General features: G+C 63.7%; 27 protein-coding genes. 14 read left to right on the forward strand and 13 right to left on the reverse strand.

From position 1 onward, the window contains the following. Positions 1-84: 84 nt before the first annotated feature. Both AC58EF_RS18795 and AC58EF_RS18800 read left to right on the forward strand, forming a co-directional pair. Positions 85-381 (forward strand): hypothetical protein, encoded by a 297-nt coding sequence (locus AC58EF_RS18795; RefSeq protein WP_497277883.1) that lies wholly within the window; start codon positions 85-87, stop codon positions 379-381. Positions 382-579: 198 nt separating this feature from the next. Then, positions 580-1,836: a class I SAM-dependent methyltransferase gene (locus tag AC58EF_RS18800; RefSeq protein ID WP_497277884.1), complete on the forward strand. Its 1,257-nt coding sequence runs from the start codon at positions 580-582 to the stop codon at positions 1,834-1,836. An 812-nt stretch (positions 1,837-2,648) separates the two neighbouring features. Here AC58EF_RS18800 and AC58EF_RS18805 read toward each other — a convergent pair. Continuing rightward, positions 2,649-3,089 (reverse strand): cupin domain-containing protein, encoded by a 441-nt coding sequence (locus AC58EF_RS18805; protein ID WP_497277885.1) that lies wholly within the window; start codon positions 3,087-3,089, stop codon positions 2,649-2,651. A gap of 122 nt (positions 3,090-3,211) precedes the next feature. Between AC58EF_RS18805 and AC58EF_RS18810 the strand changes: the two genes are divergently transcribed. Next, positions 3,212-3,514, forward strand: a complete 303-nt coding sequence (locus tag AC58EF_RS18810) for a glycine zipper 2TM domain-containing protein (RefSeq protein WP_497277886.1) — start codon at positions 3,212-3,214, stop codon at positions 3,512-3,514. A gap of 110 nt (positions 3,515-3,624) precedes the next feature. Here the strand turns inward: AC58EF_RS18810 and AC58EF_RS18815 are convergent, their stop codons facing one another. Next, the gene (locus AC58EF_RS18815) at positions 3,625-3,903 is read right to left on the reverse strand and encodes a hypothetical protein (protein ID WP_497277917.1); all 279 of its coding nucleotides are present in this window, start codon (positions 3,901-3,903) and stop codon (positions 3,625-3,627) included. Positions 3,904-4,058: 155 nt separating this feature from the next. Then, the gene (locus AC58EF_RS18820) at positions 4,059-4,466 is read right to left on the reverse strand and encodes an EVE domain-containing protein (RefSeq protein WP_497277887.1); all 408 of its coding nucleotides are present in this window, start codon (positions 4,464-4,466) and stop codon (positions 4,059-4,061) included. 101 nt (positions 4,467-4,567) lie between these two features. Here AC58EF_RS18820 and AC58EF_RS18825 point away from each other — a divergent pair, with 101 nt between their 5' ends. After that, positions 4,568-5,515, forward strand: coding sequence for an isopenicillin N synthase family dioxygenase (locus AC58EF_RS18825; RefSeq protein ID WP_497277888.1), 948 nt, complete (start codon positions 4,568-4,570; stop codon positions 5,513-5,515). A gap of 74 nt (positions 5,516-5,589) precedes the next feature. Here the strand turns inward: AC58EF_RS18825 and AC58EF_RS18830 are convergent, their stop codons facing one another. Further along, a complete protein-coding gene (locus tag AC58EF_RS18830; protein WP_497277889.1) occupies positions 5,590-5,973 on the reverse strand; it encodes a dihydroneopterin aldolase in 384 nt (127 codons plus the stop codon). A 112-nt stretch (positions 5,974-6,085) separates the two neighbouring features. On the opposite strand from AC58EF_RS18830, the gene AC58EF_RS18835 reads away from it, so the two are divergent. From AC58EF_RS18835 to AC58EF_RS18850, 4 genes are read left to right on the forward strand one after another with little or no spacing between them, the layout of a single operon-like run. Next, positions 6,086-6,622, forward strand: a complete 537-nt coding sequence (locus tag AC58EF_RS18835) for a GNAT family N-acetyltransferase (protein ID WP_497277890.1) — start codon at positions 6,086-6,088, stop codon at positions 6,620-6,622. A 44-nt stretch (positions 6,623-6,666) separates the two neighbouring features. Next, entirely contained in the window at positions 6,667-7,233 is a 567-nt protein-coding gene (locus tag AC58EF_RS18840; RefSeq protein ID WP_497277891.1) for a DUF1285 domain-containing protein, read from the forward strand. Further along, a complete protein-coding gene (locus tag AC58EF_RS18845) occupies positions 7,230-7,841 on the forward strand; it encodes a CoA pyrophosphatase (protein ID WP_497277893.1) in 612 nt (203 codons plus the stop codon). The genes AC58EF_RS18840 and AC58EF_RS18845 overlap by 4 nt, the downstream gene beginning before the upstream one ends. Beyond that, entirely contained in the window at positions 7,822-9,033 is a 1,212-nt protein-coding gene (locus AC58EF_RS18850) for a CCA tRNA nucleotidyltransferase (RefSeq protein WP_497277894.1), read from the forward strand. The genes AC58EF_RS18845 and AC58EF_RS18850 overlap by 20 nt, the downstream gene beginning before the upstream one ends. Here AC58EF_RS18850 and AC58EF_RS18855 read toward each other — a convergent pair. From AC58EF_RS18855 to AC58EF_RS18875, 5 genes are all read right to left on the reverse strand, one after another. Next, a complete protein-coding gene (locus tag AC58EF_RS18855; RefSeq protein ID WP_497277896.1) occupies positions 8,997-10,748 on the reverse strand; it encodes a putative bifunctional diguanylate cyclase/phosphodiesterase in 1,752 nt (583 codons plus the stop codon). The genes AC58EF_RS18850 and AC58EF_RS18855 overlap by 37 nt on opposite strands. A gap of 60 nt (positions 10,749-10,808) precedes the next feature. Then, the gene (gene parC / locus AC58EF_RS18860) at positions 10,809-13,097 is read right to left on the reverse strand and encodes a DNA topoisomerase IV subunit A (RefSeq protein WP_497277897.1); all 2,289 of its coding nucleotides are present in this window, start codon (positions 13,095-13,097) and stop codon (positions 10,809-10,811) included. A 110-nt stretch (positions 13,098-13,207) separates the two neighbouring features. After that, positions 13,208-13,387 (reverse strand): CcdB family protein, encoded by a 180-nt coding sequence (locus AC58EF_RS18865; protein ID WP_497277899.1) that lies wholly within the window; start codon positions 13,385-13,387, stop codon positions 13,208-13,210. Then, a complete protein-coding gene (locus AC58EF_RS18870; RefSeq protein ID WP_497277900.1) occupies positions 13,387-13,644 on the reverse strand; it encodes a type II toxin-antitoxin system CcdA family antitoxin in 258 nt (85 codons plus the stop codon). Before AC58EF_RS18870 ends, AC58EF_RS18865 begins: the two co-directional genes overlap by 1 nt. A 31-nt stretch (positions 13,645-13,675) precedes the next feature. After that, entirely contained in the window at positions 13,676-14,596 is a 921-nt protein-coding gene (locus AC58EF_RS18875; protein ID WP_497277901.1) for a LysR substrate-binding domain-containing protein, read from the reverse strand. Between the two features lie 133 nt (positions 14,597-14,729). Here AC58EF_RS18875 and AC58EF_RS18880 point away from each other — a divergent pair, with 133 nt between their 5' ends. The 5 genes from AC58EF_RS18880 to AC58EF_RS18900 all read left to right on the forward strand — a co-directional run bounded on the left by AC58EF_RS18880 (position 14,730) and on the right by AC58EF_RS18900 (position 19,188). After that, positions 14,730-14,903 carry a hypothetical protein gene (locus AC58EF_RS18880; protein ID WP_497277902.1) on the forward strand — a complete coding sequence of 58 codons (174 nt, stop codon included), beginning with the start codon at positions 14,730-14,732 and terminating at the stop codon, positions 14,901-14,903. A 60-nt stretch (positions 14,904-14,963) separates the two neighbouring features. Continuing rightward, positions 14,964-15,719: a trehalose-phosphatase gene (gene otsB / locus AC58EF_RS18885; protein WP_497277903.1), complete on the forward strand. Its 756-nt coding sequence runs from the start codon at positions 14,964-14,966 to the stop codon at positions 15,717-15,719. Between the two features lie 105 nt (positions 15,720-15,824). Continuing rightward, entirely contained in the window at positions 15,825-17,594 is a 1,770-nt protein-coding gene (locus AC58EF_RS18890; RefSeq protein ID WP_497277918.1) for a glycoside hydrolase family 15 protein, read from the forward strand. Beyond that, positions 17,591-18,997: an alpha,alpha-trehalose-phosphate synthase (UDP-forming) gene (gene otsA, locus AC58EF_RS18895; RefSeq protein ID WP_497277904.1), complete on the forward strand. Its 1,407-nt coding sequence runs from the start codon at positions 17,591-17,593 to the stop codon at positions 18,995-18,997. The genes AC58EF_RS18890 and otsA overlap by 4 nt, the downstream gene beginning before the upstream one ends. Positions 18,998-19,053: 56 nt before the next feature. Then, positions 19,054-19,188: a hypothetical protein gene (locus tag AC58EF_RS18900; RefSeq protein WP_497277905.1), complete on the forward strand. Its 135-nt coding sequence runs from the start codon at positions 19,054-19,056 to the stop codon at positions 19,186-19,188. A gap of 5 nt (positions 19,189-19,193) precedes the next feature. Here the strand turns inward: AC58EF_RS18900 and AC58EF_RS18905 are convergent, their stop codons facing one another. The 4 genes from AC58EF_RS18905 to wecB all read right to left on the reverse strand — a co-directional run bounded on the left by AC58EF_RS18905 (position 19,194) and on the right by wecB (position 24,685). Continuing rightward, on the reverse strand, positions 19,194-21,332 hold the full coding sequence (locus AC58EF_RS18905) for a GumC family protein (protein WP_497277906.1): 2,139 nt from the start codon (positions 21,330-21,332) through the stop codon (positions 19,194-19,196). Then, on the reverse strand, positions 21,332-22,006 hold the full coding sequence (locus AC58EF_RS18910) for a polysaccharide biosynthesis/export family protein (protein WP_497277907.1): 675 nt from the start codon (positions 22,004-22,006) through the stop codon (positions 21,332-21,334). The genes AC58EF_RS18905 and AC58EF_RS18910 overlap by 1 nt, the downstream gene beginning before the upstream one ends. Before the next feature lie 153 nt (positions 22,007-22,159). Next, entirely contained in the window at positions 22,160-23,470 is a 1,311-nt protein-coding gene (wecC, locus tag AC58EF_RS18915) for a UDP-N-acetyl-D-mannosamine dehydrogenase (RefSeq protein ID WP_497277908.1), read from the reverse strand. Between the two features lie 102 nt (positions 23,471-23,572). Continuing rightward, entirely contained in the window at positions 23,573-24,685 is a 1,113-nt protein-coding gene (wecB, locus tag AC58EF_RS18920) for a non-hydrolyzing UDP-N-acetylglucosamine 2-epimerase (protein ID WP_497277909.1), read from the reverse strand. Positions 24,686-24,699: 14 nt separating this feature from the next. Between wecB and AC58EF_RS18925 the strand changes: the two genes are divergently transcribed. Beyond that, the coding region (locus tag AC58EF_RS18925) for a hypothetical protein (protein WP_497277910.1) at positions 24,700-24,921 on the forward strand (222 nt) is incomplete at its 3' end.

Consider the following 24,921-nt stretch of genomic DNA (forward strand, 5'->3'; position numbering starts at 1 on the left):
GTGCTGTCAATGAAGTGCTGACACAGGCGCAAGCTGAAACCGCGATCGACGCCGCTACGGCCGCCGCACAAGAGGAAGTTGGAAATGCGCAAGACCCTGATGCTGTTCGTCGCGCTGTCGCTTTGCGGGTGTGCCAGCAGAAAGCCTATTCTCAGTCTGCCGCCTGCCAGGTGCTCAAGCCTCATCCCTGACGCCTACAAGGTTCCTGTCGCGGGCGCTGATATTCCAGACGCGGGAAGCAATTGGGAGGAAGCGGCCAAGGCGTGGGCCAGTGCATTCGTTGCGCAGTCGGGGCAGCTTGAGAAGGCCTCTGACCGGCTGTCCACCACCATCGAGATTTTCGAGCGGTGCGAGAAGCTGGTTAATGAGGCTAGGGAGTAAATACGCGGGGCAGTGGGCGCTCAATTCGCCCTCGCCATCCTCGTCCTGATCGTCGCCGGTATAACGCTCTATTTGTGGGCCATGAGCCAGCACAACGCCAGATGGGACCGGCTCTGCGCTGGCGAATAGCCTTTCTGCTTGACCGATGGCCAACCATTGCCCGATGTGTGGCGGATCTAACGGGGGTTCTCAGGCTGCATGTCCTTCTTTTCGCTCGACGATATTGATCGCATTTCCACAATTTTCTTCTCTGGGATGGGGCGGGACACCGCTTGGGATGAAGTAAAGGGTTTGACACTCGCCCTTCCGGATTGGTTTATTCCGGATTTGGATCCTTTCTCGCCAGAATACTATGATCAGCAAATGCGCCTTTGGAAGGCGATCGCGGGCGAAGAACGCGACTACAAACCGGAGCTCGACGAACTGATGGTCGAGAGCACCCACGACGTTATCAGGCACCCCGGCTATTATCGCTGGCGTCATGAAGGAGCGGTCAAGGATGCTGGAAACCATATTCGCGGGGCAGGCGCTATCCTCGCCAATAGCAATCTACGCGCCGGCCAGTGGGCACTCGAGTATGGCGCAGGGTATGGGTTGATCGCTCTGAATTTGGCGCGACTAGGCGTCCATGTTGATACGGTCGACATCGCACCAGAGTTCTGCGATTTCGTCCAAAGTCAGGCCGATTTTTATAAAGTGCCCCTGACGCCGTTCAACATGGAGTTCGGCGGTACGCCGCGCGAGGGCCAGCAGTACGACTTGATATATTTTTTCGAAAGTTTCCACCACTGCTCCGACATTCCCAAGCTGCTTCGCAATGTGAAGCGGCTGCTGTCACCGAGCGGACGAGTCATACTCGCGGGAGAGCCGATCCATTCTGGGCCAAGCCCGGCTATTCCGTACCCTTGGGGCCTTCGCCTTGACGCGCCAACCGTAGCCGTCATTCGTCGCAGAAACTGGTTTGAGCTAGGATTCACCGACCCGTTCATCCTCGACGTGTTCAAGCGACATGGTTTCCGCGGGCAGCATATGCACGGCATGTCGGAGTTTGACCGGGGTTTTGTCTTCGAGCGCTCCACGCTCCCGATCGAGTTAGCGTCCAGCGCATCCGACGATCTACTCGACGATGGCTGGCACTCGGCCGATTCCGGCGGGCGCTGGACCAAGGGGCGTGCATCAGTCGCGCTTCACACCCGCGAGGGCTTCAGCGCGCTGGACATTCATGTGACGAACCATCACACAATCGAGCGACTGGCTACTTTCCGCTATGGGGATGCGGAAGTGTCTACCGTTCTTCTTCCTGGCCAGCGCGCCATTGTATCAATCGATGCTGCTGAGAAAGCTGATCATCTGGTGATCGAATGTGACCCGGTTGTGCCTGCGAGGGTCAATCCTCAGTCAGGCGACACGCGGCAACTTGGCGTGCATGTCAGACAAATCGAATATCAGGCTTGAACAGGCATGATGGAATTTAATGCGGCCCGTGGCGTTAGCGGGGTGCCGTGATATATGATGACCTCAGTCATGCGATGCTCCAACATCGTGTGAAGGCCCCGGCGCGATGTCACTCGCGTTCGGGGCCGTTTCGTTCGATGTGAAGAGCAACCACCGCCCATAGGTGCACCACGCACCTGTGAACCGATTCGAAGCACGGAATCCCGAGTCAAGATCGCACAAAGCGACCAGCAAAACCCCCGTATTCCGGCGTAACCGGAACCAGATAGGGGGTTTTGTAAACCGAAGGTCGGGGGTTCGATCCCCTCATCCGGCACCATTTCCAAGCACAAATGCCCACCCCGAACGCAAAATGGGGGCCGGCATTTCTGCCGGTCCCCACTTCCGTCAGGTCTAGCGATCCGCGTCCTTTGCAGGATGCGATCATCGGCCCGGCGTATCCTTCGCACCATCCTCTGGAAGAGGCGTTGCTCCGGTTGTGCTTCAGGCTTTGGCCAGGGGCCTCAATCCTGATGCTGCTCATCTGTCCTCGATGCCCGACGTTCACTTTCGCGCGTACCCGGCAGCGGCTTCAAATGAACCATCCGTCAGCGTTGGCTACGTCCGTGCGAACCTTGCCTGCCGGCGAACCATCGATACGACTTTAAATGTCTGATTTCTCATCCATTACTGGAACCAGATTGCTCTGTGTCCTTCGTCTCGATAAAGGGATCGTCTCACCATCCGCGAGTCGTTCAAAGCGAAATCGGACAGATTCGTGACAGATTTTTCCGCAAATCTGTGGATAATTGTGGATAAGTCTGGCGCGGCCGTCAGGCGGGCGGATTCCAATCCGGTGAAGCCAGGGTAAAGCCAGAAAAATCAAAGCCCGGCGTTACCGTGCAACTGACCAGCGTCCACCCGCCCTGCGGGGTGGCGGCCTGCCAATGATGGGCCGGCACCCAGCCCTGCGGCATTTGCCCCGCCAGCACGTCCGGCCCAAGCAGCAGATCGCGCGCTGCCTTCCCTTCTGCAGCGACCGACAGGATGAGCGGCGCGCCCCCATGCCAGAACCAATGTTCGTCGGCGTCGACCCGGTGCCAGTGCGACCGTTCATGCGCCTCCAGCAGGAAAAGGATCGCGGTGCCGCCCGCCCGCTCGCCCGGCGCGGCGGCAGCACGCCACGTCTCGCGATACCACCCGCCTTCGGGATGAGGCGCCAGTTCCAGCGCCTGGATCAATGCCCGTCCATCCCGCTCATCGTTCGCGCGCATCGCCTTGCCTCAAATATTATTTCTTGAGAAACAGCAGTTTAGATTGTTGTCGGAGGTTCATGCAACCTCGATCAATATGAACGGGTTGAAGCGACAAATCACGCTATCTGGAGGAGATACTCATGCGTAAAGCCCTGCTCGCCCTGGCCGCCGTTTCGCTGGCCGTTCCCGTTTCCATGGCGGTGCCGACCGACGGCGCCCAGGCCCGCAAAAATTATCGCTACAAGGAATGGCGTGGCCGTGACGGTCGCATGTACTGCCGCAAGTCGAACGGCACGACCGGCCTGATCGTCGGCGGCGTCGGCGGCGCGCTGGTGGGCCGCGCGATCGATACCCGGGGCGACCGCGCCACCGGCACCATCCTGGGCGCAGCCGGCGGCGCGCTGCTCGGCAAGGAAATCGACAGCAAGCGTCGCTGCCGCTGATCGGTCGAGCGGACGCCGATCCCGATCGACGCCCGCTCCCGTTCAGCCCATGAAAAAAGGGGCGGCATCCCGACGGGATGCCGCCCCTTTTTTGCAGAAACGCCGGAGAATTATTCCGAAGCGGCGCCGCGGGCTTCTTCAACCTTGAAGGCGACCGGCTGGCCACCCGACATGCCGGAAACCTTGCCATTCTTGACGGCCAGGTTGAAGGCGACGGCGTCGGGGAAACGACGGCCCGAAATCATCTTGCCGCTCTTGGTGTCCTTCACCTGATAGACATAGGTGTAGCCTTCATGGGTGAAGCGCTGCTTGGGAGCGGCTTCCTCGGCCTGGACAGCAGTGGCGGCGATGACGCTCAGGGCGCCGGCGACAATGAACTTCGACAGCATTCGCATGGGTAAACTCCTTGTGAATGCCGATCAAACACCTCTGTTCTATATTTCTTATTCTGTTGCCGCCGCCATATGGTGCGCCGCGGCAAAACGACAATCGCAAAAAATGACGCTATGATTGCATCCTGTGCAATCATATTCCCTCGCCTGTCCTAAGCTTTTGACATGGCAATGATATGGTCGAACTGCTGTTTCGTCAGCGGTGAGACAGAAAGGCGCGATTGGCGCAGCATCACCATATCCGCCAGCGCCGAATCGGCCTTCATCGCCTTCAGCGTCACCGGCTTTTCCAGCTTTTCGTGCGGGGCGACATGGACTGCGATCCATTTGCCCGTCTCGTCCGTGCTGTCAGGCGCGGCTTCCTCGACGATTGTCATGATGCCGACCGCCTCGATGCCGATATTGCTGTGGTAGAAGAGCGAGAGGTCGCCCTTCCGCATCGCCTTCATATGCAGCTGCGCCGCATGGTTGCGCACGCCGTCCCATTCGGCTTTCCCCTTTTTGACCAGGTCGTCATAGGAAAAGACGTCGGGTTCCGATTTCATCAGCCAATAGTTCATTTTGCCTTCTTGCAACAGCGGCCCGGCGCGATCAAGGATGCGGCCATGTGCGGGCGGCCCCATATGGCTGGAAGCCCTTTTCAAGATCTGGAGAATGGAACGTGTCGCAAACGGTGCTGGAACAGGTGCCCGTCCTGTCCATGGCGGAAATGCCCAAGGCTGATTTCGCCCGGGCCTTTGGCGAATCCTTCCAACGCTTCGGTTTCGCCATGGTGAAGGACCATGGCATGGACCAGAAGCTGGTCGATGAAGGCTGGGCGCTCGCTCGCCGCTTTTTCGAACTGCCCGAGGATGTGAAGCAGCGCTACAACGCCAAGGTCAATGGCGGCCAGCGCGGTTACACCGCATTCGGCACGGAAATCGCCAAGGGTGCGAGCGAGAATGACCTGAAGGAATTCTGGCATGTCGGCCGCGACCTGCCCGACGGCGATCCGCTCGCCGAAACCATGCCGCCCAATGTCTGGCCCGCCGAAATGCCCGAGTTTGAGCCGGTCTTCGCGAAACTCTATCGTGAGTTCGATCGCGTCGGCGCGGAATTGCTGTCGGCGATCGCCCTCTATCTCGGCCTGCCGGAACGCTGGTTCGACGGTCCGATCCAGAATGGCAATTCGATCCTGCGCCTGCTCCATTATCCGCCGGTGTCGCCCGAAGCCCCCGGCATCCGCGCGGGCGCGCATGAGGATATCAACCTCATCACCCTGTTGCTGGGCGCGGAGGAAGGCGGGCTGGAACTGAAGGATCGGGGCGGCAACTGGCTGCCGGTGGTGCCGCCGCCAGGGGCGCTGGCGATCAATGTGGGCGACATGCTGCAGCGCCTGACCAACCATATGCTGCCTTCCACCAGCCATCGCGTGGTCAATCCGCCACCGGAACGGCGCGGCCATTCGCGCTATTCCATGCCCTTCTTTCTGCATCTGCGTCCCGATTTCATGATCGACGCGCTGCCGCAATGCGTGACCGACGAGAATCCGCGCCGGGATGCGCCGATCAGCGCGCATGACTATCTGACCGAACGGCTGATCGAGATAGGGCTGGTCAAGAAGGGATAAGGGAACTGCGATCGGTTCGAGCGTGTCGAGAAAGGCTTCTCGACTTCGCTCGAAGCGAACGGTGGGTTCGGGAGTTACTTCCGGCCGCGGCCGAGCGTGATGCCGATTTCCTCGCCGCGCTCGCTGAGCGCCAGCTTGACGATCTTCACCTCGACATGGCTGACCTTGTCGTCCTGAAGGAAGATGGTGTCGATGATATGATCGGCCACCGCCTCGATCAGGGTGAAATGCACACCTGCGGGCAGCGCGGTCGACGCGGCATGTTTCAGGTCCATATAGTTTTTAGACCGGGAGAGCGGCGTAGACGGATCATAATGATCGGCGATTCGCAGGCGCGCGCGGATGGAAATGCGCAGCGGCTGGGGGAGATGCGTCTCCTCCGAATAGATGCCGGTCAGTATGTCGACATGGAGATTATTGACCTCCAGCGTCAGAAAATCGTCAAATCCAGTCTGCATAGCCTTGCCACATGCGGCCCATATCCTGCGGTCAGGCGGGGCCTATTTAGTCTTTCATTTTGCGGCGCGGACGCTAAAGCCCGCCGCTCCGGCGCTGCCCCATGCGCCATTGATGGCGGAACGGCAAGACGTGTCTGATATTCTTCCCCTGGACAGTCAGCCCGAAGCGGCGATCGAGCGACTGCTCGACGCGGCCTTCGGCTCCGATCGTCATAGCCGCACCGCCTATAAGATTCGCGACGGCATGTCCTGGCTTCCTGCCCTCTCTTTTGCCGTGGTGGGGGCGGACGGCGCGCTAATCGGATCGCTGCAAAGCTGGCCCGTGGCATTGACGCAGACCGACGGGAGCCAGATCCCGCTCATCATGGTCGGGCCGGTCGCGGTCGATCCTGCCCACCAGAATGGCGGCCATGGTCGCGCGATGATGGAGGCGGTGGTGGCCGCGGCCCGGACGCTGCGCACCGAACCGTTGATGATGATCGGCGATCCCGAATATTATGGCCGTTTCTGGGGCTTTACCGCCGAGGGCACGAGCGGTTGGGACGCGCCCGGCCCGTTCGAGAAGCGTCGCCTCCTCGCCTTGTCGGTCGACGGCCGGGCGGTAGACGGCGTGGGCATGTTGGCGCCCCGTATCGCCGTCGCGGCCTGAATTACTCCTTTGCCTTCGGGCAAGGACGCTCCTATCTCCGCCTCATGCCGATGGAGCCATTGCCCGACCTGTCCACCCTGTCGCTTACCGATATAGCACGCCTTCTGGCCGAAAAGCGGCTGCCGCCGGTGGAGAAATGGAACCCCGACCATTGCGGGGACAGCGAGATGCGCATCGCCCGCGACGGCACCTGGTTCCACCAGGGGTCGCCGATCGGGCGCGAGACGATGGTGCGGCTCTTCTCCAGCATATTGCGGCGCGAGCCTGATGGCAGCCATGTGCTGGTCACGCCGGTCGAGAAGCTGGATATCGAGGTGGAGGACGCGCCCTTCGTGGCGGTGGAGTTGAAGACCGAGGACGACGGCCGCGGTCGCACGCTGGTCTTCCGCCTCAATGCGGGCGACCTTGTGACCGCCGGGCCTGACAATGCGCTGACCCTGCGCGAGACACCCGATGGCCCCCATCCCTATCTGCATGTGCGCGGCGGGCTGGAAGCGCTGATCGCGCGCAGCGTCTATTATGAGTTGATGAACCTGGCGCTCGACGAAGGCGGAGAACGCATCGGCCTGTGGAGCGACGGCGCCTTCTTCCCGCTGGACGGTGCGCAATGACGCTGGCGGAGCGGTTGCGCATCGCGTTGCAGGAGGGGCATCGCCGGGAGGAATTGCTGCCCCTGTCGGACACGCGCGATCCCCGGATCGAAGGCGAGATGGCGCTGGCGCCCGCTGCCGTGCTGGTCGCGATCACCGACCGGCCCGAACCGGGCCTGATCCTGACCGAGCGCGCCTCCTCCCTGCGCAAACATGCCGGCCAGATCGCCTTTCCCGGCGGCCGGGTGGATGAAGGCGATGCCGATGAAATCGCCGGCGCGCTGCGCGAGGCGCAGGAGGAAATCGCGCTGCCGCCCAGCCAGGTGCAGGTCATCGGCACGTCGGACCGCTATCATACCTTCACCGGATTCGACATCGTGCCGGTGCTGGGCGTCATCCCGCCCGACCTGCCGCTGCGCGCGCAGGAGGGGGAAGTCGCAAGCTGGTTCGAGTTGCCGCTCGCCTATGCGCTCGACCCCGCCAACAGGATACGACACGAAATCGAGTTCGCCGGCGCGGCGCGGCAATATTATGAAATTCTTTGGCAGGGCCGTCGTATCTGGGGAATCACCGCCGCAATTCTCGCCAATCTTTCCCGAAGGCTGGGTCATGACCGTCTTGCTGCCTGACGCCGACTGGCGTCACCGTCCCGGCCTGGATGGCCTGCTGGCCGCGCTGGACGCGGCGGACGGCAAGGCGCGCTTCGTGGGGGGCGCGGTGCGCGACGGATTGCTGGACCTTCCCGTCAACGACCTCGACATAGCGACGTCGCTCGACCCGCATGATGTGGTCGACCGGCTGAAGGCGGCCGGGATCAAGGCGGTGCCGACCGGCATCGACCATGGCACCATCACCGCCGTCCTGCCCGACGGGCCGGTGGAGATCACCACCCTGCGCCGCGATGTCAGCACCGATGGCCGCCGCGCCACCATCGCCTATACCGACGACTGGCGCGAGGACGCCGCGCGGCGCGACTTCACCATCAACGCCCTTTATGCCGATCCGATGACCGGCAAGATCAGCGATTATTTCGGCGGCATCGCCGATCTGAAGGCGCGCCGCCTGCGCTTCATCGGCGACGCATCCGCCCGGATCGCGGAGGATCATCTGCGCATCCTGCGCTATTTCCGCTTTCTGGCGCGCTATGGCGACAACGAACTGGACAATCACGCCTATGATGCGTGCGTCAACGCCGCCAACAGCCTGATGGCGCTGTCGCGCGAGCGGATCGCCGACGAACTGCTCAAGCTGCTGGGCGTCGCCGCGCCGATCCATGCGCTGCGGCTGATGGTCGAAGGGGGCATATTGCTGCCGGTCCTGCCCGAGGTGCGGATGGACGGGATCGACCGGGTCGAACGGCTGATCGCCCGTGAGGCGGAGAGCGGCATCGTCGCATCCGGGCTGCGCCGCCTCGCCGCGCTGTTGCCGGCCGACCCTGTGCTGGCCGATCAGGTCGGCGCGCGGCTCAAACTTTCCAACAAAGCGCGCAAGCGGTTGATCGTCGCGCTGGAGCCGGGAATCGACGGTGAACCGCCACGCGCACTTGCCTATCGCGTGGGCATGGAGGGCGCGGTCGACCGGCTGCTGCTCGATCCCGACCAGCCGCTTCAGGCGCTGGACCCGCTCGACGGATGGACCCCGCCCGTCCTGCCGATCGGCGGCGGCACGTTGATCGCACGCGGGCTGGAACCGGGCCCCAATGTGGCAAAGGCGCTCCAGGAGGTGCAGAAGCTCTGGGTGGCGGAGGATTTCCCCGATGCGGCGCGCGTCGCCGAACTGACCGATCAGATCGTTTCGAAATTCCAGCGCGCGCGCCAATAGTCGAAGGCGTCGCCTTCGCTCATCGGCCGCGCGAAATGATAGCCCTGCCCCTGCCAGCACCCCATCTTCTGGAGCGCATGGGCCAGATCCTGCGTCTCGATCCCCTCGGCCGTGACCCTGAGGTTCAGCGACTCCGCCAAGGACAGGATGGTGCGCACGATCACCGCCTTGTCGCGATCCTCCAGCATCGAGGACACGAAACTACGGTCGATCTTGAGGATATCGATCGGCAGGCTGTGCAGGCTCGCCAGATTGGAAAAACCGGTGCCGAAATCGTCCATCGCGATCGACATCTGCAAATCCTTAAGTGCAAACAATAGTTTACGCGCCTTTTCGGGATCCGCGATGATCGCGCTCTCGGTAAGTTCGGCTGTCAGCCGGTCGCCGCTGACACCCGAATAGCGCAACGCTTCCTCAAACATCGACGCCACATCGTCGCGCGCCATCTGGATCGGCGAAAGGTTGACGTTGACGCCCACGGGCAGCGGCTGGCCGAATTTCGCGTCCCAGCGCGACAGCGCCTGCGCCGCCTCATAGGCCGCCCAGCGTCCCAGCGACGTGATGAGGCCGCTTTCTTCCGCGACCGCGATAAACTCGACCGGCGACACCCGGCCCAGTTCCTCGTCGTCCCAACGCGCCAGCGCTTCGAAACCGGTGATTTCGCCGGTGTGGAGATGGATGAGCGGCTGATAGGCCAGCGCCAGCCCACCCTGCGCCAGCGCATCACGCAGGCGGCTCTCGATGGAGAAACGCCGCTGCGCTTCCCTGAGCACGCCGTTGCGATAGATTTCGACCTTGCCGCTGCGCTTGGCGATCTTCACGGCCGCCTGCGCCTTGCGCACCACGTCGTCGGGATCTTCCTGAAGATTGATCGACAGCGCGCAGCCGATCGCGCAATCGACGCGGATTTGCAGACCGCTCAGGCGGATCGGCGAACTCATCGCCTCCTTGATCCGCTGAACGATATGAAGAGCATCAGATAAGCCGTTGTTAAGACGTGCGAAAATGGCAAAGTCATTGCCACCGATCCGCGCCAGCACATCGCCCTGTCGCAGGCTCGACTTCAACCGCTTGGCGACGGTGATGAGAAGTTCGTCGCCAGCCATCGGGCCCAGCGACTCATTCACCCGACTGAAGCGGCTGAGGTCGATCGCGATGATCCCGAACTGCGCATGTTGGGGCCAGATATTATTTTTCAGCCGGTCATCGATTTCCTCGCCGAAGCCCGTGCGGTTGGGCAAGGCGGTCAAACCGTCGGACAGAAGTTCCCGCCGCAGATTCTTCTCGATCGCGCGCTCGGTCGTGCGATCCGTCACCGTCAGCAGAACCCAGGCCGCGTCTCCCTCGATCGGCGGCAGGCGGCCGAGCGTGCACATGAAATATTCCGGCCCCAGATTGCCGTCCCGGCGGGTTTCGAAATTGACCGTTTCCTGGCCCGATTCGACGAAAGCGGCGATCCGCTCCAGCCACCCCTCGTCATTTTCAATATTGCCACCGGTGCGCGCCCGATAGAGGTCCATTCTCCTGCGGAAGCGATCATTGCCCGCCACCACCGACAGGCCCTCGGGCTTGTAGGATAATATCCCGGCCGACTGCGGCAGCGCCGCCAGCCATTGGCCGACATCCAGCCCTGCGGGATGCGCGCCTTCGTCCCCGCACGGAGGCTCGCCGCTGGTCTTTTTGACCGGCCAGTTGCGTGCGGACATGGATTCCATGCGTCCGCCCTAACCGGAAGCGGTAAATTTTCTGGAAACGTCTTTTAGATTTGCGATCAATCAAAAGCGGTTATCGCGCGGAAAACCGGTCGGCGGCATACGGCCCGCGGCTCCGCGCGCCACTTTCCACGGGGTCATGTCGGCTTCCGTGCGAACGCGCCCCGATTCGCCGCCCATGGCCCAGCTAAGGCCATCGGCCAGGCGGAAGGCGATGGCGTCGGACAGGCCGCCGTCGCGATAGCGCTGCAACTGGACGCCCTGCCCGCGCGCCATCTTCGGCATCTCCGCGATGGAGAAGACCAGCAATTTGCGATTCTCACCGATCACCGCGATGCTGTCCGCTTCGGGCGAAACCGGATGGACGACGCTGAGTCTGCTGCCGGAGCGGATGTTGACGACCTGCTTGCCCTTGCGCGTTTCGGCAATGATGTCGCCGACCGCCGCGATGAAACCACGGCCATCCGAAGAAGCGAACAACAGGTCGCTGCCGACCCTGGCCGGCATCAGCGCGACGATCGCGCCCTCATTGTCCATATCCACCAGCGATCGCACCGGATCGCCGAAGCCGCGCCCGCCCGGCAGCTTGTCCGACGCCAGCGTATAGATGCGCCCGGTCGATGTCGCCATCAACAGCTTGTCGGTTGTATAGGCATGGAAGGCATATTGCGGGCCATCGCCTTCCTTGAACTTGAGCGTATCGGCGGCGGCGAGATCGCGATGGCCGCTCATCGCCCGAATCCAGCCGCGTTCGGACAGGATCACGGTGATCGGCTCGCGCTCGATCATCGCCTCCAACGGGATTTCGCGGGCTGGCGCGGCCTCTTCCACCAGCGAGCGGCGGCGGCCCAGATCGGTTTCCGGCCCATAGCGCTTGCGCAGCGCGGCCAGATCCTTCTTGAGGCGGGTGCGTTGACGAGCCGGGCTTTCAACCAGCTTTTCCAGCTCGTCCTTTTCCTTGAGCAGTTCGCCATGCTCGCGGCGCAGTTCCATCTCCTCCAGCTTGCGCAACGAGCGCAGCCGCATGTTGAGGATCGCCTCCGCCTGCCGGTCGGTCAGGCCGAACTCGGCCATCATCACTTCTTTCGGCTCATCCTCGGTGCGGATGATCTCGATCACCCGGTCGAGGTTGAGATAGGCGATGATATAGCCGTCGAGCAGTTCCAGCCGATTGGCGATCTTGTCCAGCCGATGCCGGGCACGGCGGACCAGCACGTCGATCTGGTGCTTGAGCCATTCGATCAGCAGCGGCTTGAGGCCGAGAACGCGCGGAGTCCGGGTCGAATCCAGCACGTTGAGATTGAGCGGGAAGCGGTTTTCAAGGTCGGTCAGGCGAAACAGGCTGTCCATCAGCACCTGTTCGTCTACCGTCCGGGCGCGCGGTTCGATGACGATGCGGATTTCCGCGTCGGATTCGTCGCGCACATCGGCCAGGATCGGCAGCTTCCTGTCGTTGATGAGCGCGGCGATCTGCTCAATCAGCTTGGATTTCTGGACCTGATAGGGGATTTGCGTGACGACCGCGACCCAGGTGCCGCGTCCATTATCCTCCTTGTGCCAGCGCGCCCGCGTGCGGAAGGCGCCGCGACCCGTCGCATAGGCTTCGGAGATGATCGAGGGGCTGTCGACCAGCACGCCGCCGGTCGGGAAATCCGGTCCCTGCACGATCTGCATCAGCGCGGCATGATCGGCATCGGGATCGTCGATCAGCAGATTGGCGGCATCGATCAGTTCGGCGACATTGTGCGGCGGGATGCTGGTCGCCATGCCGACCGCGATGCCGCTGGCGCCATTGGCGAGCAGGTTGGGGAAGAGGCCGGGGAAAACCTCCGGCTCCTCATCCTCGCCATTATAAGTGGGGCGGAAATCGACCGTGCCTTCGTCGAGGCCCGCCATCAGATCGGCCGCAGCCTGGGTGAGGCGCGCCTCGGTGTAGCGCATCGCTGCGGCATTATCGCCGTCGATATTGCCGAAATTGCCCTGCCCGTCGACCAGCGGCGTGCGCAGCGAAAAATCCTGCGCCAGGCGCACCATCGCGTCATAGACCGATGCATCGCCATGCGGGTGATATTTGCCGATGACGTCACCGACGACGCGGGCGCATTTCTTGTAGGCAGTGGTGTTACGCGCCGGATTGGCGACCAGCACGTCCGGGTTCGCGCCGCCCGGCTCCATGCGCAGGAGCCGCATCGCCCAGAGCAGGCGGCGATGCACCGGCTTCAGCCCGTCGCGCAGGTCCGGCAGCGAACGCGCGGTGATGGTCGAAAGGGCATAGACGAGATAGCGCTCAGACAGCGCATCGTCGAACGGGTGATCCTTTATGGCGTCGAACGGGTCGCGATAATCAGTCATCACGGGCGGGATAGCAGGCGCGGCACGAAACGGAAACGGTTTCGCTCAGAAGCCGGTGATGAGCATATCGAGCGCGACGGAGATGGCATAATGCTCGTCATGGAGCGGCTTCACGATCTTGCCGAGCGATCCACTTCGAAACGGGGATTAAGTCGCGCCATCGGCGTTTCGACATGCGCGATCGGAACCAGCGGAACGACGAAGCGCGTGGTCAGGTGATCCAGCAGATCAGATTGGCAATCGAGGACATAAGCGCCATCGGGCAAGCGATGCGCGCAGAAACGCGCCATCAGAACATCCGATATTTTTCGAGCGGCAACCCATATTTCTCGACATAGGCGTTGGAGGCGGCGATCCCTGCCGCATTTTCTTCTTTCCAGCGCCTTCCCCGTTCCGCCGCAATTTCCCTGCGCAAAGCCTCTTCGCAGGCGCGCGAAAGGTTGATGCCCAATTCCCTGGCGTCTTCAACCAATGCGCTGTCCAGCGACAGGTTGGTCGGCTTGCGCGCACCGATCCGCTCGTGCCTGGTCACAGTCCACTCCCGCATTCAACATGCGCAGGAATATACGCATAGCTTGTCATTGCGGCAAGTAGCGCCCTTCCGGGTCCGCTGCGATTTCGGCGGCGAACTCCGCGCTGATCCAGTCGCGGAAAGCCTTGATCTTGGGCGTGTTGCGCGCGTGGGGCGGATAGACGATCCAGTAGCTGGCAAATTCGCGCACATAGGAGGGCACGGCCTCCACCAGCAGCCCGGCCTCCACCTCCGCCTTCCACAGGAAATGATTGAGGATCGCGATCCCCTGCCCGGCGATGGCGGCGCGGCCTTCCATCACCTGGCTATCGAGCGCGATGCCGGGCGGCCCGTCCGCCGGATCGGCCGCTACGCCCATGGCGGCAAACCATTCATGCCACCACATGTCGTCGGGCGAAAGGCGCGGCCGGGCGTGCAGCGCTTCAGCGTCGGCAATGGGTCCATGCTGCTCCAGCCAGGCGGGGCTGCACATGGGCACGAGGCGGTTGTGCGTAAGCAGCTTCGCCTCCAGCCCCGGCCATTCCCCCTTGCCGCCGCGGATCGCCAGATCGATGCCGTCACGCGCGAGGTCCACCACTGCATCTTCCGCCTGGATGCGCACGGCGAGGTGCGGATGCCGCATCTGGAACGCGCCGATCCGGGGCGCCAGCCAGAGATGGGCGAAGCTGTTGGTGCAGCTGATCGTCAGCACCGCGGAATGATCCTGCGTCAGCGCGGCAAAGCCGTCCCGCATCAGGTCGAAGGCGCGGGTCAATATGGGCGCGATCTCCCGCCCCTTGTCGGTCAGCACGACCTTGCGCCCCACGCGCTGGAACAGGCTGAGGCCCAGCCGCTCCTCCAACAGCTTCACCTGATAACTGACCGCTGCCTGGGTCATCCCCAGTTCCTGCGCAGCAGCAGTGAAATTTTCCAGCCTGGCGGCGGCTTCGAAGACGCGGATGGCGGATAGCGGCGGCAGGACGGACATGGGCTTTCAATAAGGTCAGCTTATCTGGAAGGTCCAGCCTTTTGTTGGCGCCGCGCACGCAAAAGAGGCATTGCTCTGTCCGCGAGCATCGCACCGCTCCCTTACCACCGATTCATAGAGAAAGGATCGCGTCATGCGTGACGAATATGATGACCGGCTGTGGAATGACGGCCGCGACCATGCCAATCGCGGCATCGACCAGTTTCTGACCGGGATCATGCAGGCGTTCCGTGCCCTGCATCGCGTCCAATGGGCATCCCCCTGGACCGATCACCCCGTCCGGGATCGCCGCTGCCAATCACAATAATCTTTCGCAGGTGCAAGATGTGGGGTTGCGATTTCAGTCAGGAACGCCACTCTTAGGGGCGTGACCGATACACTCCTCTCTCCGCCCGCCCTTCCCTCGCCCCCCGTCGCGTTGCTGGCGAACGCCGCGCTATTCCTCGATTTCGACGGGACTTTGGCACCGCTGGCCGATACGCCCGACGCGGTGGACGTGAACGACGACCTGCTGTCGACGCTCGCCGGGCTGCGCGATAGGCTGGGCGGGCGCCTGGCGATCATCAGTGGTCGCTCCATCGCCACGTTGCACGATCTGGGCTTCGGCGATTTCCTGCTGTCGGGCACCCATGGGCTGGAATTCGCCCGCCCCGGCGAACCCGTTGACGCCCCGCCCCGCCTGAGCGCGATCGACGCGATCGAAGCCGCCCTCCACGCCTTTGCCGACGACAAGCCCGGCCTGCTGGTCGAGCGCAAGTCGATCAGCGTCGGCCTGCATTTCCGCGGCGCGCCGATATGGGGCGAGGCTTCGCGCAATCTTGCGGAACAACTCGCGAAGCAGCATGGCCTGACCGTCCAGCATGGCAAGATGCTCTACGAGCTGCGGCCCGGCGGCGCGGACAAGGGCAGCGCGGTGCGGACGCTGATGCAGGACGCGCCCATGAGCGGCGGCGTTCCCCTGTTCATCGGCGACGATGTGACAGACGAGGACGGCTTTGCCGTAGCGGTCGAGCTGGGCGGCGCGGGCATATTGGTCGGGACGCCCCGAGCCACTTTTGCGGCCTTCCGATTGGAACAGGTTGCCGCCGTCAGGCATTATCTGGCGCAGGGGATCGTCGAATAGGATTTTCGGCGCCCTTCATCCTGAGCGTCAAAAGGGGGCAGGAAAATCCAAGAGCCAAGTCATTCCATCCACGCCGGAAATGAGCGGACGCTCGACCTCTGGCCCATCGGTAATTGCCAGGCTTCCGCGCTGATCGACCGTGCGGGCCGCATGGTGTGGGCCTGCGTGCCGCGCGTCGACGGCGACCCGGTCTTTTCCGCGCTGCTGGATCACAAGGCCTGGGACGACAGCCAGTCGCGCGGCTTTTGGGCGATCGAACTGGAAAATTGCGTCGCGGTCGAACAACATTATATCCGCAACACGCCGATACTCGTCACGCGCCAGAGCGACACGCAGGGCAATGCGATCGAAACCTATGATTTCTGCCCCCGCCACAAGCATAAGGGGCGCATGTACCGGCCGGTCGCCTTCATCCGCATCGTGCGGCCGGTGGCGGGCAGCCCCCGCATCCGCGTGAAGCTGCGCCCCACCACCAGCTGGAACGCCGACAGGGTGCCGATCAGCTACGGCTCCAACCATATCCGCATGGTCCTGTCCTACATGGCGATGCGCGTGTCGACCAATGCGCCGATCGGCCTCATCTCCCAGGAAAGCTGGTTCCGGCTGGAACAGGACATGCATTTCTTCATGGGGCCGGACGAAGGCTTTTCCGACGCGCTGCGCCCGGCGATCGAGCGGATGCTGGACGACACCATCCATGAATGGCAGCTTTGGGTGCGCAGCCTCGCCATCCCGCCCGAATGGCAGGAGGCGGTGATCCGATCCGCCATCACCCTGAAACTTTGCCAGCATGAGGAAACCGGCGCGATCGTCGCCGCGCTCACCACCTCCATCCCCGAACATGCCGACAGCGGCCGCAACTGGGACTATCGCTACTGCTGGGTGCGCGACGCCTATTATACGGTGGAAGCGCTGAACCGTCTTGGCGCGCTCGATGTCCTGGAATCCTATCTCGTCTATCTGCGCAACATCGTGGATGGCGCGAAGGGCGGCCATATCCAGCCGCTCTACGACGTGCGCGGCAATGCGACGCTGCGCGAATGGGAGGCGGAGAGCCTGCCCGGCTATCGCGGCATGGGGCCGGTGCGGGTCGGCAACGCGGCCTATGAACAGATCCAGCATGACGCCTATGGCCAGATCGTCCTGTCCTCGGTCCAGGGCTTCATCGACCAGCGGTTGCTGCGCATGGCGGGCCACGCCGATTTCGAGGCGCTGGAAGCGGTCGGCGAACGTGCCTGGGCCGTTTATGACCAGCCCGATGCGGGCCTGTGGGAATTGCGCACGCGCGCCCATGTTCACAGCTATAGCGCGGTCATGTGCTGGGCGGCGTGCGACCGCCTTGCCCATGCCGCCACCGCACTCGACCTGCCGCTGCGCGCCGCCCATTGGCAGAACCGCGCCGACACGATGAAGGCGCGCATTCTGGAAGCCGCCTGGCGCGCGGACAGCAAGGCGATTTCCGCCAATTTCGAGGATGATGCGCGCGATGCATCATTGCTCCAGCTCCTCGACCTGCGCTTCCTGACCGCCGACGATCCGATGTTCGTCGGCACGCTCGCCGCGCTGGAAGCCGACCTGCGGCGGGGCAACGACATGCTGCGCTACAGCGCGCCCGACGATTTCGGCGAGCCGGTCACGGCCTTCAACGTCTGCACCTTCTGGCTGATCGAGGCGCTGCACCGCACCGGCCGCACGGAGGAAGCGCGGACATTGTTCGGGGAAATGCTGTCGCGCCGCACCGCCGCCGGACTGCTGTCCGAGGATATCGACCCCATCACCGGGGAACTCTGGGGCAATTATCCCCAAACCTACTCATTGGTCGGCATCATCAACTGCGCCGTCTTGCTGAGCAAACCGTGGAGCGCGATGCGATGAGTCGTTTGATCGTCATTTCCAACCGGGTCAGTCGCCCCAGCACGACCGGCAATCAGGGCGGGCTGGCCGTCGCCCTGTCGCAGGCCCTGCGCGAAAGCCGCGGCATCTGGGTCGGCTGGTCGGGCGAGACGACCGACAATTTCACCGGCCATATCGGATTTGCCGAAGACGATGGCGTCAAGACGGCGACGATCGACCTGGAGGAACAGGATGTCGACGAATATTATAACGGCTACGCCAACAAGACGCTCTGGCCGCTGTTCCATTTCCGCATCGACCTGGCCGAATATGCCCGCGATTTCGAAGGCGGCTATAATCGCGTCAACCAGCGCTTCGCCGACATCGCCAGCCCGCTGATCGAACCGGAAGACATCATCTGGGTCCACGACTATCACATGATCCCGCTGGGCCAGATGTTGCGCGACAAGGGACTGAAGAACCGCATGGGCTTCTTCCTCCACATCCCCTGGCCGCCGACGCGGCTGCTGGTGTCGCTGCCCCATCATACCAAGCTGGTGAGCACTTTGTTCGCCTATGACGTCGTCGGTTTTCATACCGAGGAATGGCTCGAATCCTTCCGCCATTATGTGGAGAAGGAAATGGGCGGGACGGTGGACGGCGATTATGTGACCGTAGGCGACCGGACCATCCAGGCCATCAGCTGCGCGATCGGCATCAACGCCCAGGAGTTCAAGGATGCCGCCGTCAGCCAGGCGGCGGACGAGATGGGCGAACTGGTCCGCGCCTCCTTGCAGAACCGCACCATGATCGTCGGCGTCGACCGGCTGGATTACAGCAAGGGGCTGGAGGAGCGGTTCAACGGTTATGGCCGGTTCCTGAAGGACCATCCTGAACAGCATCGCAAGGTCGTGCTGACCCAGATCGCGCCGCCATCGCGCGGGGAAGTGGAAAGCTACCAGCAGATTCGCGCCACGCTGGATTCGATCGCCGGCCGCATGAACGGCGAATATAGCGACGTCGACTGGACGCCGATCCGCTACGTCAACCAGGGCTATCCCCGCGACAAGCTGGCCGGCATCTATCGCGCGGCGAAGATCGGCCTCGTCACCCCGCTGCGCGACGGCATGAACCTGGTCGCCAAGGAATATGTGGCCGCGCAGGACCCGGAGGATCCTGGCGTCCTCATCCTCTCACGCTTCGCGGGCGCCGCGATGCAGCTCAAGGATGCGCTGCTGATCAATCCCTACAGCCCGGAGGAAATGTCCGACGCCATCAACCGCGCGCTCGCCATGCCGCTCGACGAACGCAAGCGGCGCTGGCGCGCGATGATGGACAGCGTGGAGACGCAGGACATCAGTTGGTGGCGCCAAAGTTTCACCAGCCGGCTTATGGCCGTCAATCGCGCCGATGCGCCGGCCGTGACCGAGGAGGCGGCCGGATAGATCGACAGGTCGCCTGGAGGCTTGAGCCTCAGCCTGTCCGCCGTTAGGCGGAGCGGATGGAGATCGAAGACGAAGACGAACCGCGCGGCCTGTGGCCCGCCATCCGCGCCCGTTCCGGCGTGATGCTGGGCGCCGTGGGCCTGATCGCCTGGCTCGCGCTCATCTGGTTCATGTTCGGAGATGTTCTGTAGGGCGGTCATCCGCCCCGGTGATAATCATATTCCAGCGCGCGGCCCTGCTGCTTGGTCAGGATGGCGCCGATGATGACGCCGCCCGCGCGGCGCAGCCGTTCGACCGAGACGCGCAGGCCGCCATGATGGTTGCGGCCCCATTCGACCACCATCAGGCTCGCCTGCACCCGCGTGCACAGCAGGGGCGTGTCGCCCAGCCCCAGAATCGGCGGCGCATCGATTAGGATCGTATCATACTCATCCTGCACCATCGCCAGCAGCGTATCGAGGGCGGGGGTCGCCAGCAGTTCCGTCGGGTTGGGCGGCACCGCGCCGCAGGGCAGCAGGGACAGCCTTTCGACCCCGGTCGGGATGATCGCCTCCGGCGCCCTGGCCTGGCCGGTCAGCACCTCGCTGATGCCCTTGCCCGGCGCGACGCGGAACAGCGCATGTTGCACCGGACGGCGCATGTCGCCGTCGATGACCAGCACGTTCTTCCCCAGTCCGGCCAGCGCGCGCGACAGGGCGTTGAGGGTTAGCGACTTGCCTTCCCCTTCCTGCGCGCTGGTGACGAGGATGGAACGTGGCAGGCCGCCAGACGACGCCAGCAGCAGGGAACGCGCGATCGGCGTGAAGATTTCGGGCGGCTGGGGATTGTCGCCCGTCACCGGGACCGAACCCAGCAGCGGCAGGCCGACCCGCTCCGCCAGCGTATCGGCCGACGTCACCGCGTCGTCAAAGATGTGCCGCGCGCCCACCAGCAGCAGCCCCAGCGCCAGCCCGCCCAGCGCCGCGAGCAGCAAAGTCTCGCCGACCTTGGGCGAGAAGGGCCGCGCCGGCACCGCCGCGCGGTCGAGCGGCTGGATGCGCCCGGCCTGGAATCCGGCCTGCGACGCCATGTCGCGATAACGCTGCAACAGGCTGTCATGCAGCATCCGATAGGTGTCGACCGTGCGTTCGTAGATGCCCATCTGCACGTCGCGGCCGCGGGCGGTCTGGGCGTCGCGTTCCAGTTCCGCAATCTCCGAGGCGATCTGCTTTTCGCCATGGACGGAGACGTCATATTGTTCCCTGAGCGAGGCGCGGATGCGGTTCGCCATTTCCTGCGCCTGATCGTCCAGCGCCGCCAATTTCGCGCGCGCCTCGCGCATTTCGGGGTGGGCGTCCTTGCGGAACTGCCGTTCCTCGACCAGCGAGGCGCGCACCTTGGCGCGCTCCGCCATCAGCGCCTGCATCGCGCCGTTGTTCAGCACTTCGGGCAATGTTTCCACGCTGGCGCGGCGCGCGCTTTCCCAGCGCTTCTGGGCCGCGATCCGGTCCGACACCGCCTGCGCGCGATAGCCGTTGAGCTGCGCCAGCCGGGTTTCGATCGATCCTTCGGACGGCGCGAATTTGGGTTCGGCCGGTTTTGGCTTCACTTGGGCCTTGTCCTCCGCACCCTGCTCCGGCTCCACCGGCGCGCCGCCCGCGCGCGCGGCGTAGACGGCCAGGTCGCGCTCGGCCCGCGACAGGTCGCGCCGCGCCCCGTCCAACTCACCCAGCAGGAAGCGGCGCGCCTGCACGCCCGATTCGAAGCCCCGCTTCAGGTCGGTGCGGATCAAGCTGTCGGCATAGCTGTTGGCGACCCGCGCCGACAGAACCGGGTCCGCGCTGACGAAGCTGATGTGGATGACCCGCGACTTGCCCGGCAGGTCGACTTCCAGATTCTGCCGCAACAGGGCGACGACCCGTTCCTGCTCCACCTGCCGCTGGCTGAGGCCGCCCGCCCCTTGCTTCGGCCGGCTGACGCCCATGCCTTCGAAGAAGGTCGGCGTGCCGACCAAAGCGAGGCTGCGCGCGACCTCCTCCGCGAGCGCGCGGCTGCGCAGCACTTCCAGTTCGGTCTGCATCACCGTTTCGGTATCATCGGTGCTGGGCCGCGGCGTGCCCGCGCCCGCCGCGCCAGCCGGCAGATCCTCCACCTCGACCGAGGCGGTCGCGCGATAGTCCGGGGTCGACAACAGGATATAGAGCAAGGCCGCCAGCAGGCAGAGCGCCATGGTGACGAACAGGATCACGCGATGGCGGCGCAGCACCGTCCAATAGAGATGGGCGCTGCGCGACAGGCGCGCGCCCGCGCCCTCCATTTCGGCGCTGTCGACGGTTTCGGTGAGGGGCGCGGCCATCAATGGTCTCCGTTCAGCGCGATGAAGCCCGCCGCGAGGACCGGCACCGCGATCAGCGCGCCGCCCAATATGGCTTTGGCGCGCGAGAGGCCGACGATCACCTGGTCGCCGGGCAATATTTCAGGATCAGGCGCCTTGCCCTTGCGGATGGCGCCAAGGTCGAACATCGCCGCCTGGCGCTGCCCATCCATCCGGCGCACAACGACGATCTGATTGAGGCCCGCAAGCCGTGTCGGCCCCTTGGCCAACGCCAACGCCTGCGACAGGGTCAAGCGCCCATCGAACGGATAAAGGCCCGGTTCGCGCACTTCGCCGTCCAGCGTGACGCGCCGGCCGACAGCCTTCTTCACGAAGATCGTCACTTGCGGCGAGACCAGATACCGATCGCCCAGCCGGCCGGCGATGACGTCAGCCGCTTCCCCGGCGGTCAATCCGCCGATCGACACATCACCGATTAGCGGCATCCGCACCATGCCTGTGGCTGTCACCTGCGCATCCTCCAGCGACAGGTCCGGCTCATGATAGACGCTGATGCGCAACACATCGTCGGGCGCGACGCGATAATCCATACCGACGGCCGGGGGCGGCGGCACGACCGCATAGGCGGCCTCGCCCCTGGGCGCTTTCTCGACCGTCGCGCAGCCCGCCAGTCCCGGCAGAGCCAGGACAGCCATCCAAAGTCGCGGCGAGCGCCTGCGCTTCATGCCTCATATCCCCCTCTGGCGATTGATCCATAGCGCAGACAAGCGCCGTCGGCACCGGGGGTTAACGACGGGACGGGGGGATGGCAACCGCCGGCGCGACGGGGCGCACCGGCGCGCTGACGGTCAGACGGCGATTCGGTCCGCCGCGGATGCCGCGATCCGACGGGGCTGATCGGGCCAGATGCCCCGCGTATCATAGACTGCCTTGCCGGCGCGCTCGTCGACGGGGACCGATTTGAACATGTCATGATCGACCAGAATGACGAACAGGCCACATTGTTCCAGAGCCGTATCGAGATCGATCAGTTCGGCGCCCGTTCCGGCGAAATCCATCGGCAGTTCCCGCGCATAAGGCTCGACCAGCTTGACGCGGCGGCCATAGCGGCGGGCAAGGCGCGCGGCGACCTTCACCGCCGGGCTTTCGCGGAAATCGTCGATATTGGCCTTGAAGGCGAGGCCGAGGCAGGCGACGTCCTCCTGCGGAAAATCGTCGATCATGTCGGAGGCCTTCGCGACGACATAGTCGGTCTTGCCGTCATTCACCTCGCGCGCGGTGCGGATGATGCGGGCATTTTCGGGATCGCCATGGACGATGAACCAGGGATCGACGGCGATGCAATGGCCGCCGACGCCCGGACCGGGGTTGAGGATGTTGACGCGCGGATGCCGGTTGGCGAGGCGGATCACCTCCCACACGTCAATGTCCATATTCTCCGCGATCACCGACAATTCGTTGGCGAAGGCGATATTGACGTCGCGGAAGCTGTTCTCGACCAGCTTCACCATCTCGGCCGCGCGAGCGGTGGTGGTAATGCAGGCGCCGCGCACGAACTGGCGGTAGAAGCCCAGCGCCTTGCGCGCGCAGCGCGGCGTGATGCCGCCGATGCAGCGATCATTGTCGATCAGTTCGACCAGGATGCGGCCGGGCAGAACCCGCTCCGGGCAATAGGCGATGGCGATGTCGCCCTGAACACCCCCATTTGCAGGATTTTGGCCTGGCATCTTGAGATCGGCGCGGATCGATCCGATCACATCTCGCATCGCCTCGGTCGTGCCGACCGGGGACGTGGATTCGAGGATCACCGTGTCGCCCGCCTTCAGCACCGGCGCGATCGTCCGCGCGGCGTTCAGCACATAGCTGATGTCGGGCGCGCGATCCTCCGCCACCGGGGTCGGCACGGCGATGATGAAGACGTCGCTTTCCTCGACCGCAAGGCTGGCGCGCAGATTGCCGCGCGCCACCACGCCCTGCACCAGGCCATCGAGATCGACTTCCTCGATATGGACGCGGCCCGAATTGACCGTCTCCACCACATGGGCGGACACGTCCACGCCCACGACCTGGCATCCCCCGCGCGCGATCAGCGCGGCGGTCGGCAGGCCGATATAGCCAAGGCCGATGACGGAAACCTTCTGCTTGGTGTCGACGGGCATGAGGCGAGTGATCCTTTGAGCCGTTTTGATCTAACTGCTTTTGCGTAGCTGCATTTTGCCCGGAAATGCTGAAAATTTTGGTAATGGGACGGTGATGGTGCGCTAAACTGCGGCGATCACCCCCGCAATCCGCTCCGCCGCCTTGCCGTCACCGAAGGGATTATGCGCGCGCGCCATCGCCTGATAGGCGTCCTCATCATCCAGCAGCGCCAACACCTCGCGCACGATCCGCTGCCGGTCGGCGCCGACCAGCTTCGCCGTCCCGGCTTCCACCCCTTCGGGCCGCTCGGTCGTCTCGCGCATCACCAGCACCGGCTTGCCGAGCGAGGGGGCTTCCTCCTGCACGCCGCCGCTGTCGGTCAGCACCAGATGGCACAGGTCCAGCAGTCGCACGAAATGGGGATAGTCGAGCGGCTCGATCATCGCGACATTGGGCTTGTCCGCCAACACCGCATCCATCACCGGCCGGACATTGGGGTTGGGGTGGACCGGGAAGATCACCGCCACATCGGGCCGCGCGGCGATATCGGCGATCGATCGGGCGATCGCTTCCATGCCGCCGCCGAAATTCTCCCGCCGGTGGCTGGTGACGGCGACGATCCGCTTGCCGGCGAAGCGTGCGGCGAGGTCGTTCAGCCCGCTCGCCAGCGACGGTTGCGCCAACACCCGCGCGCGCGTCGCCAACAGGGCGTCGATCACGGTATTACCGGTGATATGAATGCTGGCGGGATCGCGATTCTCAGCCAGCAGCGCGTCGGCGGCCGCCTGGGTCGGCGCGAAGTTCATGTCGGCGATGCAGGCGACGACGCGGCGATTCACCTCCTCGGGCCAGGGATGGTGAATGTCGCCGCTGCGCAGGCCCGCCTCGACATGGGCGACCGGAATCTTGCGATAATAGGCGGCGAGGCTCGCCACCATGGTCGTCAGCGTGTCGCCATGCACGACCACCCGGTCGGGCTTTTCGGCGTCGAACGCCTTGCCCAGTTCGACGACCAGCCTGGCGGTCAGCCCGTCCAGCGTCTGGTTGGGCACCATCACGTCCAGGTCGATGTCAGGGACGATCCCGGCAATCTCCAGCACCTGATCCAGCAGGCCGCGATGCTGCGCGGTCACGATGACACGCACCTCGATCCCGGCCTTCGCCTGCAATGCGTGCACCACCGGAAACATCTTGATCGCCTCCGGGCGGGTACCAAAAACCAGCGCTATCTTCACATCGTCTTCCTAAAATGTCGTTTGGCCTTCTCTTCGCAGAAATTGGTATACAGGCGCTGAACGTCATGCCAGTTCCACGCTGCAATGCAGCGAACGCCAGCCGTAACGATTATGGCGCCGGCGGGCGATGCACCGTTTCATATTATGTGGAGCCAGAGCACCTCATGAAAATCACGATGATCGGCACGGGTTATGTGGGCCTTGTGTCGGGAGCCTGTTTTGCGGATTTCGGGCAT

The organism is Sphingobium sp. WR1 (assembly GCF_059693745.1).